17 protein-coding genes and 1 tRNA gene are annotated in these 15308 nt (G+C 70.2%); 7 read left to right on the top strand and 11 right to left on the bottom strand.

Going from position 1 to position 15308, the window contains the following annotated elements:
* Positions 1 to 25: 25 nt before the first annotated feature.
* Positions 26 to 460, top strand: coding sequence for a VOC family protein (locus ABZV93_RS25830; RefSeq protein WP_354940857.1), 435 nt, complete (start codon positions 26 to 28; stop codon positions 458 to 460).
* A 3-nt stretch (positions 461 to 463) separates the two neighbouring features.
* Here the strand turns inward: ABZV93_RS25830 and ABZV93_RS25825 are convergent, their stop codons facing one another.
* A complete protein-coding gene (locus ABZV93_RS25825) occupies positions 464 to 850 on the bottom strand; it encodes a VOC family protein (RefSeq protein WP_354940855.1) in 387 nt (128 codons plus the stop codon).
* Between the two features lie 34 nt (positions 851 to 884).
* Between ABZV93_RS25825 and ABZV93_RS25820 the strand changes: the two genes are divergently transcribed.
* Complete coding sequence (locus ABZV93_RS25820; protein ID WP_354940852.1) at positions 885 to 1412, top strand: DinB family protein; 528 nt, start codon at positions 885 to 887, stop codon at positions 1410 to 1412.
* Here the strand turns inward: ABZV93_RS25820 and ABZV93_RS25815 are convergent.
* Entirely contained in the window at positions 1409 to 1945 is a 537-nt protein-coding gene (locus ABZV93_RS25815; protein ID WP_354940850.1) for a hypothetical protein, read from the bottom strand. The two genes, ABZV93_RS25820 and ABZV93_RS25815, sit on opposite strands and share 4 nt — an antisense overlap.
* Before the next feature lie 530 nt (positions 1946 to 2475).
* The gene (locus ABZV93_RS25810) at positions 2476 to 2709 is read right to left on the bottom strand and encodes a hypothetical protein (protein ID WP_354940847.1); all 234 of its coding nucleotides are present in this window, start codon (positions 2707 to 2709) and stop codon (positions 2476 to 2478) included.
* A 119-nt stretch (positions 2710 to 2828) separates the two neighbouring features.
* Between ABZV93_RS25810 and ABZV93_RS25805 the strand changes: the two genes are divergently transcribed.
* The 4 genes from ABZV93_RS25805 to ABZV93_RS25790 all read left to right on the top strand — a co-directional run bounded on the left by ABZV93_RS25805 (position 2829) and on the right by ABZV93_RS25790 (position 5443).
* Positions 2829 to 3305 carry a MarR family transcriptional regulator gene (locus ABZV93_RS25805; RefSeq protein WP_354940844.1) on the top strand — a complete coding sequence of 159 codons (477 nt, stop codon included), beginning with the start codon at positions 2829 to 2831 and terminating at the stop codon, positions 3303 to 3305.
* 393 nt (positions 3306 to 3698) lie between these two features.
* A complete protein-coding gene (locus ABZV93_RS25800; protein WP_354940841.1) occupies positions 3699 to 3986 on the top strand; it encodes a hypothetical protein in 288 nt (95 codons plus the stop codon).
* A 216-nt stretch (positions 3987 to 4202) separates the two neighbouring features.
* Positions 4203 to 5072 carry a GNAT family N-acetyltransferase gene (locus tag ABZV93_RS25795; RefSeq protein WP_354940838.1) on the top strand — a complete coding sequence of 290 codons (870 nt, stop codon included), beginning with the start codon at positions 4203 to 4205 and terminating at the stop codon, positions 5070 to 5072.
* Between the two features lie 17 nt (positions 5073 to 5089).
* Positions 5090 to 5443 carry a site-specific integrase gene (locus ABZV93_RS25790; protein WP_354940835.1) on the top strand — a complete coding sequence of 118 codons (354 nt, stop codon included), beginning with the start codon at positions 5090 to 5092 and terminating at the stop codon, positions 5441 to 5443.
* Positions 5444 to 5491: 48 nt separating this feature from the next.
* Here the strand turns inward: ABZV93_RS25790 and ABZV93_RS25785 are convergent.
* The 7 genes from ABZV93_RS25785 to galU all read right to left on the bottom strand — a co-directional run bounded on the left by ABZV93_RS25785 (position 5492) and on the right by galU (position 11012).
* Positions 5492 to 5568, bottom strand: a tRNA-Ala gene (locus tag ABZV93_RS25785).
* A gap of 126 nt (positions 5569 to 5694) precedes the next feature.
* On the bottom strand, positions 5695 to 6177 hold the full coding sequence (locus tag ABZV93_RS25780; protein ID WP_354940832.1) for a hypothetical protein: 483 nt from the start codon (positions 6175 to 6177) through the stop codon (positions 5695 to 5697).
* 802 nt (positions 6178 to 6979) lie between these two features.
* On the bottom strand, positions 6980 to 7627 hold the full coding sequence (locus tag ABZV93_RS25775; protein WP_354941104.1) for a GNAT family protein: 648 nt from the start codon (positions 7625 to 7627) through the stop codon (positions 6980 to 6982).
* Between the two features lie 50 nt (positions 7628 to 7677).
* The gene (locus ABZV93_RS25770) at positions 7678 to 8208 is read right to left on the bottom strand and encodes a MogA/MoaB family molybdenum cofactor biosynthesis protein (RefSeq protein ID WP_354940829.1); all 531 of its coding nucleotides are present in this window, start codon (positions 8206 to 8208) and stop codon (positions 7678 to 7680) included.
* Positions 8205 to 8696, bottom strand: coding sequence for a cyclic pyranopterin monophosphate synthase MoaC (gene moaC / locus ABZV93_RS25765; protein ID WP_354940826.1), 492 nt, complete (start codon positions 8694 to 8696; stop codon positions 8205 to 8207). Before moaC ends, ABZV93_RS25770 begins: the two co-directional genes overlap by 4 nt.
* A 54-nt stretch (positions 8697 to 8750) precedes the next feature.
* Positions 8751 to 9995, bottom strand: a complete 1245-nt coding sequence (gene glp / locus ABZV93_RS25760) for a gephyrin-like molybdotransferase Glp (protein ID WP_354940823.1) — start codon at positions 9993 to 9995, stop codon at positions 8751 to 8753.
* A 78-nt stretch (positions 9996 to 10073) separates the two neighbouring features.
* The gene (galU, locus tag ABZV93_RS25755; protein WP_354940820.1) at positions 10074 to 11012 is read right to left on the bottom strand and encodes a UTP--glucose-1-phosphate uridylyltransferase GalU; all 939 of its coding nucleotides are present in this window, start codon (positions 11010 to 11012) and stop codon (positions 10074 to 10076) included.
* A 204-nt stretch (positions 11013 to 11216) separates the two neighbouring features.
* Between galU and ABZV93_RS25750 the strand changes: the two genes are divergently transcribed.
* Complete coding sequence (locus ABZV93_RS25750) at positions 11217 to 11852, top strand: 5-formyltetrahydrofolate cyclo-ligase (protein ID WP_354940818.1); 636 nt, start codon at positions 11217 to 11219, stop codon at positions 11850 to 11852.
* A 2-nt stretch (positions 11853 to 11854) separates the two neighbouring features.
* Here the strand turns inward: ABZV93_RS25750 and ABZV93_RS25745 are convergent, their stop codons facing one another.
* The gene (locus ABZV93_RS25745; RefSeq protein WP_354940815.1) at positions 11855 to 14509 is read right to left on the bottom strand and encodes a penicillin acylase family protein; all 2655 of its coding nucleotides are present in this window, start codon (positions 14507 to 14509) and stop codon (positions 11855 to 11857) included.
* Positions 14510 to 15308: the final 799 nt, after the last annotated feature.

Below are 15308 nucleotides of genomic sequence, written 5' to 3'. Positions count from 1 at the left end.
CCCACGGCGCCCCTATGGTGAGCCGATGACGACCGTCAGGCAGGTCCAGGTCACCTTCGACTGCGCAGATCCGGAGCGGGTTGGTCGCTTCTGGTGCGAGGCGCTCGGGTACGTCCTACCGAAGCCGCCAGAGGGGTTCGACACGTGGGAGGACTTCGACCGCACGCTGCCACCTGGGCATCAGGGTTCGGCGTTCGCCTGCGTGGATCCCACAGGCGTCGGCCCGCGACTCTACTTCCAGCGCGTTCCCGAGGGGAAGGTCGTCAAGAACCGAGTGCACCTTGACGTACGGGTCGGCACGGGGCTCGTCGGTGAGGAGCGCCTGGCCGCACTGGAGGCCGAATGCACGCGACTGGTCGCACTCGGCGCCGTACGCCAGCGGCTCCTGCCCGCTGACGACCACGAAGAGTCGTGCATCGTGATGCAGGACGTCGAGGGCAACGAGTTCTGCCTGGACTGAACGTCAAGAAACCTTCGAGACGATCTCCACGAGGTTGCCGTCCGGGTCGCGCAGAAGCGCGTTGCGGTTGCCGTTCCCGGCGTCGTGGGGCGGTTGGACCGCGGGCACTCCCGCCGCGACCAGCTTCGCGAAGGCCTCGTCGGCGTCTCGGGCCCAGATCACCACGACCATCGCCGGTCGCCCTGGTTCGGCGTCCACGCCGTGGACCCTCTTCGCCGCCTCGACCGTGCCGAGCCCGATCGTGAACCCGCCGAGCCGGAGCTCGACGTGCTCCGGGGTCCCCTCGGTGGGTGTCCGGAAGGTCTCCTCGAACTCGAGCAGATCACGGTAGAAACCGATCGCCGCCTCGATGTCGGAGGTGTAGACGTTCACCAGCGCAGTCTCGAACATGCGTGCACACTAGCGGGCGGTAGCGTTGGCCGCCGTGACCGCCGAATGGATCGCTCCCCCGGCCGAGCGTGCTGAGCCGGATCACGTTGCCGCCGAGCGCAGGGCACTCCAGCAGTGGCTCGACTACCACCGCGGCACCTTGCTGATGAAGTGCGCCGGACTGACGCCGGAGCAACTCAGGTTGCGTGCGGTCTCGTCGTCGAACCTCTCGCTTCTGGGCCTGGTCAGGCACTTGGCCGACGCCGAACGCGGGTGGTTCCGCCAGTGCGCGGCGGGTCAGGACGTGCCGGACCTGTACTGGACCGAGGCCGACGGCAGCGCCGACTTCAACGACATCGAGGTGGCCGACGCCGCCGCCGACCTGGACACCTACCGGCGCGAGATCGGCGCGGCCCGCGAGGCCGTGGCCGGCAGGGGGCTCGACGACGTCGTACCTTTCCCGTGGGGCGGTCCCGACCGCGACATCCGGTGGATCTACCTGCACATGATCGAGGAGTACGCACGCCACAACGGCCACGCGGATCTGATCCGCGAAGCCATCGACGGCACGACCGGGGACTAGCGGATCCGGCTACGTACGTCGGCAGCCTTCACCTCGGGCACCTGGACCTTCATGCTCAGCTCCTGTTCCAACTCTCGTCGGGTGAAGTGCGACAGGTGTCTGGCAGAAGATGTACGTGACGTCGTTGCGGATCGAGTCACCCACCATGACGTTCCGTTGGAAAGCAGCCCCACGCTGTGGTCACGGACGAGGGTCTCCAGCGTCGGCAGAACGTCGTCGTACAGGTCGACGTCGGCGAACCGCCGCTGCAGGTAGTAGTCGTTGAGGTGCTCAGCGAGCCCTGCGTCGACGATGCCCAGCCGGCGCAAGCTGTGCGTGAAGGCGGCCAGCCGGATGGATTCCAGGTTGGTGACGGTGCCTGCGAGGTGCTCGGCCACGAACTCCCGGTCCGCCACGAAGGTGTCTATGGACAAGTCACCCTCGGCAGCAGGGACCAACCTGCGCAGCTCCTCGATCGTCGCGGCCAGCGTCCGACGCATCAACGCGCGGAAGTCCCACAAGGTCTGATCGCCATCGAAGTAGATCACCGCCACGGCCGCGCATGCCCTTCCACGATGTGGCCAGGCCTAATTCTGCCGGAGAGAGACTCGTGCGGCGGGGTAGTCGAGGAGAACGCGGAAGGCACGCATCGCGTTTCCTCCGAGCGCCCCGATCACGGGTTTGTCCATCCACTGCGACATGTACTCGAGGAAGTTCGGGTCGCGGCGTTGGATGAACCAAACGGGTCCGGTGCGGAGACCGCCGAGATGTACGGACGGTACCTGGATCATGTCGGCGCGGCCGACGGGTCGGAATCTACATCGAAGAAGGCGCACCACTGCTGTTCTTCGACCCCGAGACGCGGGAGTTGCTGCGGACCCGCCCCAACCCGCTGCAGCCCGGGGAAGCCGTCCGATCGCAGCGAACCCGCCCAGTCGGGACGCTGCCACGCCCCTCGACCGAACCGATCCGGGTCCAGCGGGGAGCCAACAACAGCGGCGTCATCATGGTCATCGGCCAGAAGATCGCAGGCCACACGTCGCACATCGGCACGTGTAGTTCGCGTTACCGACGGCGAAGTTCCTCAGGCGACCGTGCTGCCCGCCGTGGTCTCCGCTTCGGTCCGGGTCGCCTCCTGTGCCTTCTCTTGGGCCTTCGCCAGTGCCCTTGCCTGTCGGGCAGCCCGCTCACGCACCATCCGGCTCCGGGGGTCGATGTGGTCGGGAAGGTCGGCCGGCCCCATGACGTGCAGCAACAGCCACACCGTGCGCCACCGGAAGCGGTACCACAGGCTCAGACCGGCGTTCTTCTTACTCATCGGGACTCCCCTCAGGGTCCGGCGGCGTCGCATGGACGCCATGTAGTTTGCACGCCAACGCTTGGTGTACCAATTGATAGAGTACCTGATAGCTGAAGATGGATCGAACAAGGAGGGACATGCCGGACTCCAACGTGGCACCGGGCGCTGCGACCGGACCCGCCCAGGCGGCGAATCTGCTGGCGTTGGACCGCCAGGTCTGCTTCGCTCTCGCCGTTGCCTCCCGCAGTGTGATCGCGCTCTACCGTCCGCTGCTGGACCCCATGGGCCTCACCCACCCGCAGTACCTGGTGATGCTCGCCCTGTGGGAGGAATCACCCCTGTCGGTGAAGCAACTGAGCGGGTTGCTCCAACTCGACCCGGGCACCCTCTCGCCACTGCTCAAACGACTGGAGTCCAGCGGATACGTCCGTCGCCAGCGTGACCCGCGCGACGAACGATCCCTGGCGGTCACCCTGACCGAGGCCGGCCACAACCTGCGGGACCGGGCCGAGAAGATCCCGCCGGCCATCATCGAACGCCTGGGCATGTCCATCCCCGAACTCGAGGACCTCCACGCATCCCTGACCACAGTGATCGCCGCCGCCAACACCTGACCAAGAGACACGGTTCGTCGCAGCCGTCCAGTTGCAGCCCACCAGCGGTCGGGAGGTTGCCACGCCGAGCCAGGCCAACAGTCACGCCCGCACGCGAGCACAGCACCACACCGCCACCGTGCACGTGTCCGAGACGACCCGGCCATCGAACGCCCCGACGCCGACGCCCCGGCTCGTGCGCCCGACCACCACCCAGCCAGTCCGTAGCATCAAGGCACAGCGGCCACGGACCGCTGACGCCTAGGCCGGCCAGGTGTCGCACATCAGCTGGCGGACATGTATCGCGGATCAACTGTCGGATCACATACGGACGAGCTTGAACGCGAGCTCGGCACCACCTGCACGGTGCGACGCCGGTGGGAGAGCAACGACGTTGACGGAGCCGGCGCCTTGATGACCGAGCTGATCCCTTCCCGGACAGACGCGCTAGCGGTGACCTGGATCGACTTCGGTTCGGCGCTCCAGCTCGAAACTGGCCAAGGTCCCGGTGGCAGGTGGGAGCTCGTCGAACGCGACGACCAGGCCAGCGAGGTGTTCGGGACGAGTCGATCTCGGGTCGAGGTGACATATGCGGATGGGTCAATCGACCACGAGACGGGCTACGAGAGACTCCGCGGCATCCTTCCGAAGGCCGGATGGCAGGTCCGCGGCCGCAAGGTCACCTACGCGCCCTACAGGTAAGACGAGCTACGCATTACGAGTGGGTTCTCGTGTCTGGGGGCTGACGTGCCTGGCCGGCGACGAGCGTGGTTCGAAGAGGCGAGAGTTGATCATCAACGGCTGCTCAAGGCCGTTCGGTGGCCCCACAGGGGCATGGCCCCTCCCGGAGGACGGTCAGCTGGGGAAACGTAGGTCCACGGCCGGCGTCGCGGAAATCGTTTGAGGATCCTGGCGCGGATGGGCAGACTGCTGCGCGCCGACGCTGTGGTGCATACCGGTGCCGCCAGCATGAGGAGGAAGATGCTCACAAGGCTGTCCCGGCATGCGTACGCCACGGTCGCGAAGCTGCTCACCGGGTTTGATCACCAGCTGAGCGTGGCGGCGGTGCTCGCGGGTGCGATGCCAGGCGACGTGTTCGTCGACGACCCCGTCCGTCCGAGTGCAGTCTTCGTCCATTCCCCGGAGGGCAACTTCGTCGGCGGTGACCCGGCAGATGTCCGCCTCATCGCAGGCTTACGGGAGCATCTGGCGGCTACCATCATGCCCGAACGCGATGAAGACCTGGTGCTCTCCTTCGACCACGACGGCTGGCCGCCAGCGGCACAGGTGATCATGCCCGATCTCGACGTCTTCGCGGTGCCACGGCGACACTACGTGCATCGCAAGCCTCGACCGCAACCGAATCCACCGCCCGGGTACCGAATCGCACCGATCGACGCCACGCTGCTGCAACACCGGCAGGTGCCCAGCCATCTGCGGAACTGGATGGGCAGTAACTGGGGCAGCGAGGACGCGTTCCTCGCACATGGATTCGGGGCGGCAGCCCTGCGTGGCGAGGACCTTGCCAGCTGGAGCCTGGCCGACTGCATCGTCGCCGACCGCGCCGAGATCGGCATACATACGGCTCCCGAACACCGCCGCCGCGGCCTGGCCACTCAGGTCGCCGCGGCTGCCGTCGCGATCGCCTTCGACCGCGGGCTGACCGAGGTCGGCTGGCACTGCAACGACGACAACGTGGGCTCGTACCGCACCGCCGAGTCCGTGGGCTTCACGTTGCAGCGGCGCTACCGCATCTTCGGGTATCGGGTACCAGCGCATCGCCACTGATCAGGTAGCCCGTACGCGTGCGAGGAGGACGGGGCGGTCACATCTCCAAACCGCTCAGCCCCGTGCCGACACTCTGGAAGGTCAGCCGTCTGAGCCGCCCGGCAAGCCCGAGGACAGCGCCCTGGCGCCGCGTCAGCGGCGCCTTGATCCGCGTCCACGACACTCGCCATACGTGCGGCTCGCTGCTCGCCGCGTCGGACGTCCACCCTCGGGTCGCGATGCAGATCCTGAGGCACTCCGAGATCGCCATGACGATGGAGGTCTACACGCACGTGTCGTCGACCCTGACCCCCAACGCCCTCAAGAAGCTCGGCCAGAGCCTCGACGATCTCGGGGCCCAGAGTGCCAGCTGCCACACTTTGCTGCTGTAAGAGCACGCAAAGGCCCTGCCGGGTGATCCCGACAGGGCCTTCGACCTGTGGTGGAGCTGAGGGGATTTGAACCCCTGACCCCCTCGATGCGAACGAGGTGCGCTACCGGACTGCGCTACAGCCCCATCCCATGTGCCCGTCCCCCGGAGTGCGACGTGGGCGGCGAACGACGAAGACGATAGCACGCGCACTCACCCAGAACGCCACCGCGTCCGTCACCCGAGGCGGGGACAGACCGGCCGGAAACCGGCTCAGTCGCCCACTGCCCGCCAGCCGGCGTCGCCGTTCTTCTGCTCGCCGGTGACGGACCCTCGGTCAGCGTCGGAACGATCACCGACGCCGGACTCGTCGAGCAGCATCTTGGGCGCGTCCTCCGACCGGGACAGCAGGCCGTCGGCCGACGTCCCGGCGGAAGCCCAGACGCCCGACTGGGCGAGATCGACGGTACGGACGGTCCGCGGCGCCTTGGCCTTGGTGACGTACGTCGGCAGCGGCACCCGTACCGGATCCCAGAGTTCGCCGGACGGCACCGACGGACCCAGCGACACCCGGCCCGACGCGGCCGGCGCCGGAGTCTCGGCGGCGGGGGCAGGCGGGACGGAGGGCGTGGAGGGTACGGGCGGCTCGTAGGCGGCCGCGGTGACCGGGGGCGCCTCGGCGGTGAGGTCCCGGCCTCGGTCCTCGCCGCCATGGAACGCGACCTGCCGCTCGGCCTCCCGATCGGCCCTGGCCACGAGCGTGCTCCTCGCCGCGTCCCGCGAAGTGTCTCGTCCTGTGTCCCGGCTCGGGCCGGACGACCCGCCGGCACCGGTCCGCACAGCGCGGGCGGGCATTGCGTGCCGCGAGACGGTCCGCGGCGACGGCACCTCGCGACGGTCGTCGGCCCGCTGCCGGTCCTCGGACACCCGACGCGCCGGCGGCGTGTCCACCGACCGGCGCACACCAACCTGTCGACGCTCCTGCCTCGCGGCGGCGGCAGACACCATCAGGAATCCGACCGTCAGCCCCACCGGAACCAGGACGGTCCACCATCCGACGACACCGGCCATCGACAAAACGGCGGCCAGCGTGGTCAGCACGGTGAGCAGAAGAAGCGTGCGTCTGCGGCGAGCCGCCGCGGAAACACCAGGAGCACTCCCCTGCCGACGCGTGTGCGTGTATGCGGAGGAGAACTCCGGAGAGGTCGAGGAGGTGCGCTGCGGTGGCACCGCAACCTGCCCACCAGACTCGGCCGGACGGGCACTTTGCCGGCGAGCCAGGACGCGCGAAGTCGATGGGACGTCCTCGGAGGGGACGTCGTCGACTGGCCGCGCGGCGGTCGCCTCGTCATGCCGACGTAACCAGAGGGGGACGAGGTAGACGGCCCACGCAACCACGATCGCCGCGTAGATCAGGCCAGTACCCACGCGTACGAACGTACGCAAAAAATCTTGGATTCCGGCGCAAGTGACACGGTGTGTCGCCGGACAGTCCCCGGACTTGTCCGGGCTCGTCCCTCACACAACCCGAACCCCAGGCCCGGACTCGGCTCAGGACTCAGCTCGGTGGCGCGTTGCTGCCGTGTTGTTCGGAACTCCCCCGCTGCTCCGGAGGTGCGCCCCGCTGCGAACGGCGCCAGCGGTTCAGTAGGCCTTCGGGCACCTCCTCGGCGTTCAGCGCGAACGCCAGATGGTCGCGCCAGTCGCCGTCGATGTGGAGGTAACGCGGACGCAAGCCCTCCTTGCGGAAGCCGAGTTTCTCCACCACCCGCAGGCTTGCGGCGTTCTCCGGACGGATGTTGATCTCGATCCGGTGCAGGCCGAGGTTGAAGAAGCAGTGGTCGGCCGCCAGCGCCACCGCGGTCGGCATGATGCCGCGCCCGGCGTAGGACTGGTCGATCCAGTAGCCGATCTGCGCCCAGCGGGCCGACCCCAGGGTGATGCCGCTGACGGTCAACTGGCCGACGAGGCGTTCGACCTGGGCACCCCGGCCGGCCGCGCCCTCCGGCACCGGCGGCTCGGTGTAGGTCACCACGAACGGCAGGCAGATGCCGGCGCGCGCCTGTGCCCGCAGCATCCGCACCATCGACCGGAAGGTGCGCGGACGAGGCTCGACGCCCGCCGGTGGCGTCGCCTCCCACGGCTGCAGCCAGGTGAGGTTGCGCGCGCGGACGTCCCGCCACGCGCGTGCGTCGCGGGTGCGCAGTGGACGCAGCCCGACAGGCCCCTCGGTAAGCCGTACCGGCCAGGTCCTGGTCAGCGTGCACCTCCAGCATGGTCGCCGTGCACGTGGTCGGCGGGCGCTGTGTCCCCGGGTACGTGGTCGCCGCCGGCCACCTGGTCGACGGCATGGACGAGCACCGGCGCCAGGACGGCCAGGCCGTCCCGCGCGCCTCCGGTCGAGCCCGGAAGGTTGACCACGAGAGTGCCTCCCGCGAGCCCGGCAAGGCCGCGGGACAGGCTCGCCGCGGGTACGCCGTGCCCGAGACCGTACGCCCGGATCGCCTCCGCCAGACCCGGGACCTCCCGGTCGAGCAGCGGCCGGGTGACCTCCGGTGTCCGGTCCGTCGGGCTCAGGCCGGTGCCACCGGTGGTGAGCACCACGTCGTACGCCGCGGCGACGGCGTCCCGCAGTGCCTCGCCGACCGGCTCGCCGTCGGGCACCACCCGCGGCCCGTCCACCTCGAAGCCCAGGGCGGCCAGCCCCTCGACGAGCACCGGACCGGCCCGGTCGGCGTAGACGCCCGAGGACGCGCGGTTGGACACCGTGACCACCAGCGCTCTCACGACGTTCGCCGCCAGTCGCCGGAGACTCCGCCGGCCTTCTCCTCGACCCGGACGTCGGTGATCACCGCGCCGGGGTCGACGGCCTTCACCATGTCGACCACGGACAGGGCCGCCACCGAGACAGCGGTGAGGGCCTCCATCTCCACGCCGGTCCGGTCGGCAGTGCGTACGGTCGCGGCGATCTCCACCGCGTCGTCGGCCACTGTCAGGTCGACCTTGACACCGGTCAGGGCGATGGGATGGCACAGCGGAACGAGATCGGGAGTGCGCTTCGCGCCCATGATGCCGGCGACCCGGGAGACACCGAGGGCGTCGCCCTTCGGCACCCCGTCACCGCGCAGCAAGGCGACGACCTCCGCGCTGACCAGCACCCGTCCGGTCGCACGCGCGGTCCGGGCCGACACCTGCTTGCCGGACACGTCGACCATCCGGGCTTCCCCGGACTCGTCCACGTGGGTGAGACCACGGGGCCGTGCTGGTTCAGTCATCCGCCGCCTTCCTCTTCCTGGACCGCTCCTGAGCCCCTTCCTGGGCTGCCGGGTTCACCCGGACGACTGCCCGCCCGCGCCCTCGGCGTCGAGCAGCATGACGTCCAGGGTCGTGCCCTCCTCGACCTGGGTGACCTCCTCGGGCACGACCGCCAGCGCGTTGGCGCCGGCCAGCCCGCCCACCAGGTGCGAGCCGGGCCCGCCGACCGGGGCGACGTGGGCCTGGCCGTCGTCGTCGACGGAGTAGCGCACCCGGGTGTACTGCCGCCTCCCTTCCGGCGAGGTCCACCCGCCGGTCGCGGTGGCGGTGACGGTCGGCGCTACGTGGGGGGTGAGCCCCAGCATCTTGCGCAGCACCGGGCGTACGAACACCTGGAACGAGACGTAGGCGCTGACCGGGTTGCCGGGCAGGGTGAAGATCGGCGTGGAGTCCTCGCCGACCACCCCGAACCCCTGCGGCTTCCCCGGCTGCATCGCGACGCTGTTGAACTCCACCGTGCCGAGCCGGCTCAGCACCGCCTTGACCACGTCGTAGGCACCGACGCTGACGCCGCCACTGGTGACCACGAGGTCGGCCCGGACCAACTGGTCCTCCAGCACCCGCATGAACTCCCGCTCGTCATCGGGCACGCCAACCACGCGGTAGGCGATCGCGCCGGCCTCGCGTGCGGCGGCGGCGAGGGTGAAGCTGTTGGAGTCGTAGATGGCGCCCACGCCCAGCGGCTGGCCGGGTTCGCGAAGCTCGGAGCCGGTGGACAGGACGACGACGCGCGGCCGCGGGCGTACCCACACGACGTCGCGGCCGACCGAGGCGAGCAGCCCGATCTGGCGGGCATCCAGCCGGGTGCCGGCGCGGACCAGAAGCTGACCGGTACGGACGTCCTCGCCGCGCCGCCGGATGTAGTCGCGGTCGCCGGGCGCCTGGGTGATCGACACCTTGGCCACGCCGCCGTCGGTCCACTCCACGGGGACGACCGCGTTGGCGCCGTGCGGGATCGGGGCACCGGTCATGATCCGCAGGGCCATGCCGGGCGCGAGGGCGAGTGCCTCCACCCCTCCCGCCGGCAGGTCGCCGATGACGGGAAGCACCACGGGCGAGTCCTCGCTCGCGGCCTCGACGTCCTCCCGGCGGACGGCGTACCCGTCCATCGAGGAGTTGTCGAACGACGGGAGGTCGAGGCCGGCCTCGACGTCCTCACACAGGGCGCACCCCTGCGCGTCCAGCAGGTGCTGCTGGAACGGCGGCAGCTGCGCGACGGCGGCCAGCGCCTGGGCGAGGTGCTCGTCGACGGTTCTCACCGCGGGTCCTCCGATCTCACCGCGCGTACCGCGCGTCCGTGTCCGGCCCGGGCCTTCCCACCGACCCTGCCCGTCCTGCTACCTGCTCCCGCTCCGGCCGTCCTGCCCGTCCTTCTCCGCCACGAACTCCCGCAGCCAGGACAGGAACTCCGGCCCGAGGTCGTCCCGCTCGGCCGCCAGCCGCACCGTCGCGCGGAGATAGTCGGCGCGGTCACCGGTGTCGTAGCGGCGGCCGCGGAAGAGGACACCGTGCACCGGGCCACCCTCCTCGACCTTGCGCCCGGCGAGAGTGCGAAGGGCGTCGGTGAGCTGGATCTCCCCGCCGCGCCCGGGCTTGGTCTCGCGGAGTACGTCGAACACCTCCGGCGCCAGCACGTAGCGGCCGATGATCGCGAGGTTGCTCGGCGCCTCCGACGGGTCCGGCTTCTCCACCAGGTCGGTGATGCGTACGACGTCCTCACGGTCGGTCGCCTCGACGGCGGCGCAGCCGTAGAGGTGGGCCTGGGAGGGCTCGACCTCGATCAGCGCCACGACGCTGCCGCCCTTCTCGCGCTGGACGTCGATCATCGTGGGCAGCAGTGGGTCGCGCTCGTCGATCAGGTCGTCACCCAGCAGGACGGCGAACGGCGAGTGGCCCACGTGCGGCGCAGCGCACAGGACGGCGTGCCCCAGCCCCTTCGGCGCGCCCTGGCGGACGTAGTGCACGTCGGCCAGTTGACTGGACAGCTGCACCTCGGCCAGGCGGTCGTCGTCACCCTTCTCCCGCAGCGTCTCCTCCAGCTCCCACGCCCGGTCGAAGTGGTCCTCCAGGGCACGCTTGCCGCGCCCGGTGATCATCAGGACGTCCTCGAGTCCGGCGGCGACCGCCTCCTCCACGACGTACTGGATCGCGGGCTTGTCGACCACCGGGAGCATCTCCTTCGGCGTCGCCTTCGTCGCCGGCAGGAAGCGGGTGCCCAGCCCGGCGGCGGGGATGACGGCCTTACGGACCGTGGAGGAGGAAGCGGAGTGACCCATGCGCCGAACCCTAGTGGGTGTGGGGGTATTCGCTCCGGAGCACCGCCGAGCCTGGCCGTTGATCACTGCGCGTACAGCATCGCCTACGCGGTTCGGTCACGAAGCGTAGACGCTGCCGGAAAATTTGCGCACGGTCGGTTGATCTGGTTGGTCATTTCCCGGAAGTGATGCGTCCACCGGAATGTTGAGAGATGATAACGAACCATGCAGGCCGAGAGCTTCCCGCCGCCTGACAGGCAGCTTGCCAAGGAGAAGATGCGCCGCCGCGTGCTCGCCCGGCGCGCTCGGCTGCGTCCACCCGACCTGCAGGCAGCGGCCGTTGCGCTTCGTGACGTGCTGCTCAGCGTGTCCGAGGTGAGCCGGGCCGCGGTGGTCGCGGCGTACGTCGGAGTGGGCACCGAACCCGGCACGGGTCCGTTGTTGGACGCACTCCGCCAACGAGGCATCCGGGTTCTGCTGCCGGTCCTCGAGCCCGACCTCGACCTCGACTGGGCGGTCTACACCGGTCCCGAGGGGCTGGTCCGGGCGCCCCGCGGCCTGCTCGAACCGGCCGGTCCGCGGCTCGGCCCCAGCGCGGTGGGCACCGCCGACGCGGTTCTCGTGCCCGGGCTCGCCGTCGACCGATCCGGCATGCGACTCGGCCGCGGCGGCGGCAGCTACGACCGGGTGCTCGTTCGGGCTGCCCGCGAGGCGTTCCGCTGCGCGGTCCTGCACGAGGGGGAGCTCGTCGACGACAACCTGCCGGCCCAGCGGCACGACCAGCGGGTGCAGGCGGTCGCCCTGCCGTCCGGGCTGGTGCGCTTCCCGTCCGTCAGGACCGAGAACACGCTCAGGGCCTAGGCCTAGGGCACCAGCGCCTGCATGTGCTCCGCGGCCTGCTCCACCGCGGGTTTGGCGTACGGCCAGGCGAACGTGCCGCCGGCCGCCCAGGTGTGGAACTGGTCGTTGTAGTGCTCCGAGCCAGGATGCCCGGAGCTGCCGGTGAGGTTGACCCACCGCGAACGATCGAAGTCGGCGAGGTCGACGACCATCCGCATCGACGGGACGGCCCGCACGTCGAAGCCGTTCGCGGCGTTCCACGCCGTCGCCAGCACGGCGTCGGTCCCGCCGGGCATGTCGTACGGGCCGCGGTTGAACAGCCGCTCCAGCGGCGCCACCCCGCTCCGCCCGAACGACTGGTCGACGAGCTTCAGCCGGTGCAGCCGCCCCCACCGCCACTCGGCCGGGTCCTTTGCCTGGCGTCGGGTGAGGTCCCGGCGCGCGGCCTCCAGCGCCCGGCGCAGGATGGCGTCGCGGTCCTCGCGCACCCCCTTGGTGCGTACGTCGTCCCACCACGGACTGTTCGGCCGGCTCAGCAGGCCGCGCACGACCTCCCACCACCGGTCGCCGCCGGACGGCCAGGCGTTCCTCGGCAGCTCGTCGTGGAAGGTGTAGCCGAGCAACCTCGCCCAGACCGCGTTGAAGTACGCCGCGGGCGCGGAGTCGACGCCCTGGCTGTAGTTCCAGCCGCGGAACAGCCGCTGCGCCTGCGCGGTGAAGTCGTCCACCCGGACCCGCAGGAGGTACGGCACCAGCATGGCGGCGGCCTCGTTGCGGGTGTCGGTCTGGATGGCCTGCATGTCGGCCACGCCGAGCCGGCCCTTGCGGCGGATCAGCTCGGTGATCAGGTCGCCGATCCGGTCGCTGCGGTAGCCGTAGGACCAGTGGTCGGCGAGCCGGACGGAGTACGACGCCGGCGCCACCGCCTGGTTGGCGGTGACGATGTATCCGCGCGGCGGGTCGAACTCCGCCGGCAGCCGGTCGAAGGGCACCCAGCCGGTCCAGTCGTAGTCGCTGCTCCACCCCGGCACCGGCCAGCGGCCGTCGCCGCCCTTGCGGATCGGGATCCGGCCCGGCGCCTGGTAGCCGATGTGCCCGTCGACGTCGGCGTAGACGAGGTTCTGCGCGGGCGAGTCGAACATCGCCGCCGCCGCGCGGAACGACTGCCAGTCGCGGGCCGCGTCGATCCCGAACAGCGCCTCCGCCGCCTTGCCCGGCTCCAGCGCGGTCCACCGCAGCGCGATCCCGCTCTGCCAGCCGCCGGCACGCGACCAGCGGCCGACCTCCGACCCGCCGACGGAGCGGGCGACCGAGGAGTCCGCGTCGGACAGCAGTGGGCCGTGCCGGGTGGATCGGACGACGAGCTCCACCGGGTGCCGGCCCCTGACCTTGATCGTCTCCCGGCGGCTGGTCAGCGGCTCCCGGGCTCCGTCGTACAGATAACTGTCGCCGTCGATCCGCTCGACGTAGAGGTCGGTGACGTCCGCACCCAGGTTGGTGAGCCCCCACGCGATCCGGTTGTTGTGCCCGATCACCACGCCCGGCATCCCGGAGAAGCCGAAGCCCGCGACGTCGAACGGGCAGTCCTCGCCGACCACCCGGCAGTGCAGGCCGATCTGGTACCACAGCGAGGGCATCTGGGGCGCCAGGTGCGGGTCGTTGGCGAGCATCGGCTTGCCAGTGGTGGTGTGGGAGCCCGCCACCACCCAGGAGTTGGAGCCGACGCCTTCGGTCGCACCGCCGCCGCTCGCTCCGCCACCGGGGCCCAGCGGGGAGGGCGCGGCGGCGAGGAACTCCCGGGCCGCCCGCAGCGCCTGCGCGGTGCCGGCCGGCAGGTCGCGAGGCGGCGGGTCGGAGGGCACGCCGGCCCCCGAGGTGCCGGACCCGGTAGGGGCGACGAGCACGGCGGCCGAGCGACCGGGCACCCGGGCGGACCCACCGCCGGGGTTGGCGGGTTTGCCGCCCTCCGCGCTGTCCGAGGTCGGCACCTGGGTGACGATCGGCGGGTGCCGGTCGAAGGGGTACGCGGGGTAGAGCTGGTCCACCCGGTCCGCCGCGATCCTGGTCGAGTCCAGCGCCCGGGCGATCTCGTCGTCGAGGTTGCTGCGCAGATCCCACGCCATCGCCTTCAGCCAGGCCAGCGAGTCGACCGGCGACCAGGGCTCGGGCCGCTGCTCGGGTCCGAGCAGGCCGAGGGTGTACTCCACCGACAGGCGTGATCCGCTGTGGGTGTCGAGGTAGGCGTTGACGCCGTCGGTGAACGCCCGCAGGTAGCCGCGTACGGGCGCGGACAGCTGGGGGTACTCCTGCGCCGCCACCCGGCGCCAGCCCATGGTGCGTACAAACCTGTCGGTGGACACCAGCCGCGGGCCGAACCACTCCGCCAGCCGCCCGGCGGTGAGGTGCCGCCGGAAGTCCATCTCGTAGAAGCGGTCCTGCGCCTGGACGTAGCCCTGGGCGCGGAACAGGTCCTCGGGGGTGTCGGCGTAGATCTGCGGAACGCCCCGCGCGTCGCGCCGGACCTCCACGGCGGCGGACAGCCCGGGCAGCCGCGTCTCACCGTCGTACCCGGGAAGCGAGCGTCGAACGGCGACGATCACGGCCGCGGTACCCGCGACCAGAACGAGCGCGAGCAGGGTCACCAGGGCGACCCCGAGGCGCACCAGTCGTCGTTGCACGCTCCGCAGCCTAGTGGTTACACCAGGGCATCCAGGGCACCTCCCGGACACGCGCGGCCGCGATCGCGGCGGCCTCGGCCGGCGACCGGCGCCGGCCCCGCCGCGCACTCGGGGCCGACCCGCCCGCCGGACATTCGACGGAAAAGGAATTCACGGAATGCACAATGGGCTGCCGTCGAATAAATCAAAAACGGCAGCACAATTGAGCGACGACGAAATCAGGCGTATCGAAGAATAGCCGCCCGGACCGTCGGTCGCGGAAGTATGGCACAACATCCGCAGACCGCCGTCAAGAGGTGAACGTAGGGCTGGATCCGCGACCACCCGGATCCGAAGGGTGGCCGCCCGCACCCGACCGGTAATGGCCAACCTGTTCATACAGAACCCTTGCACCACACGGCTTTCAGGCGGTACAAGCGGACCAGCTCGCCGGCTCAGGGTGGCTCGATCGGGCGCCGAACGGGCTCGTTGCGGGATCGACTCCAGCACGTAGCGCATTCTCTTCACGACCCGGCGTAGTTCCTTCCACATTCTGACGTTTAGTTTCTTCCAGACCCTTGGAACGCCGCCCCGGGCGGCATTAACATGCCCGAAATTACGCACAGGTCTCCGACTTGGGAGGCCTGACGTGCAGTGTCCGGAAGAGGTAACGAGACGGTCGCAAAACGATGACAATTCACCAGCACGCAACGCGGGTTCTGCGGGGAGATGCTCCTCGCCGGTGCCGTGCTGCCGTCCGCGCACCGTCGGGCCCGCGTCAAGGCGCCGGGCCGACCATCTCGGCGAGCCGGGCATGACC

Origin of the sequence: Actinopolymorpha sp. NPDC004070, from assembly GCF_040610475.1 — a bacterium.
Taxonomy (GTDB): domain Bacteria; phylum Actinomycetota; class Actinomycetes; order Propionibacteriales; family Actinopolymorphaceae; genus Actinopolymorpha.
Note: the sequence above shows the minus strand (reverse complement) of the source record. Positions and strands in the feature narration are given on the sequence as shown.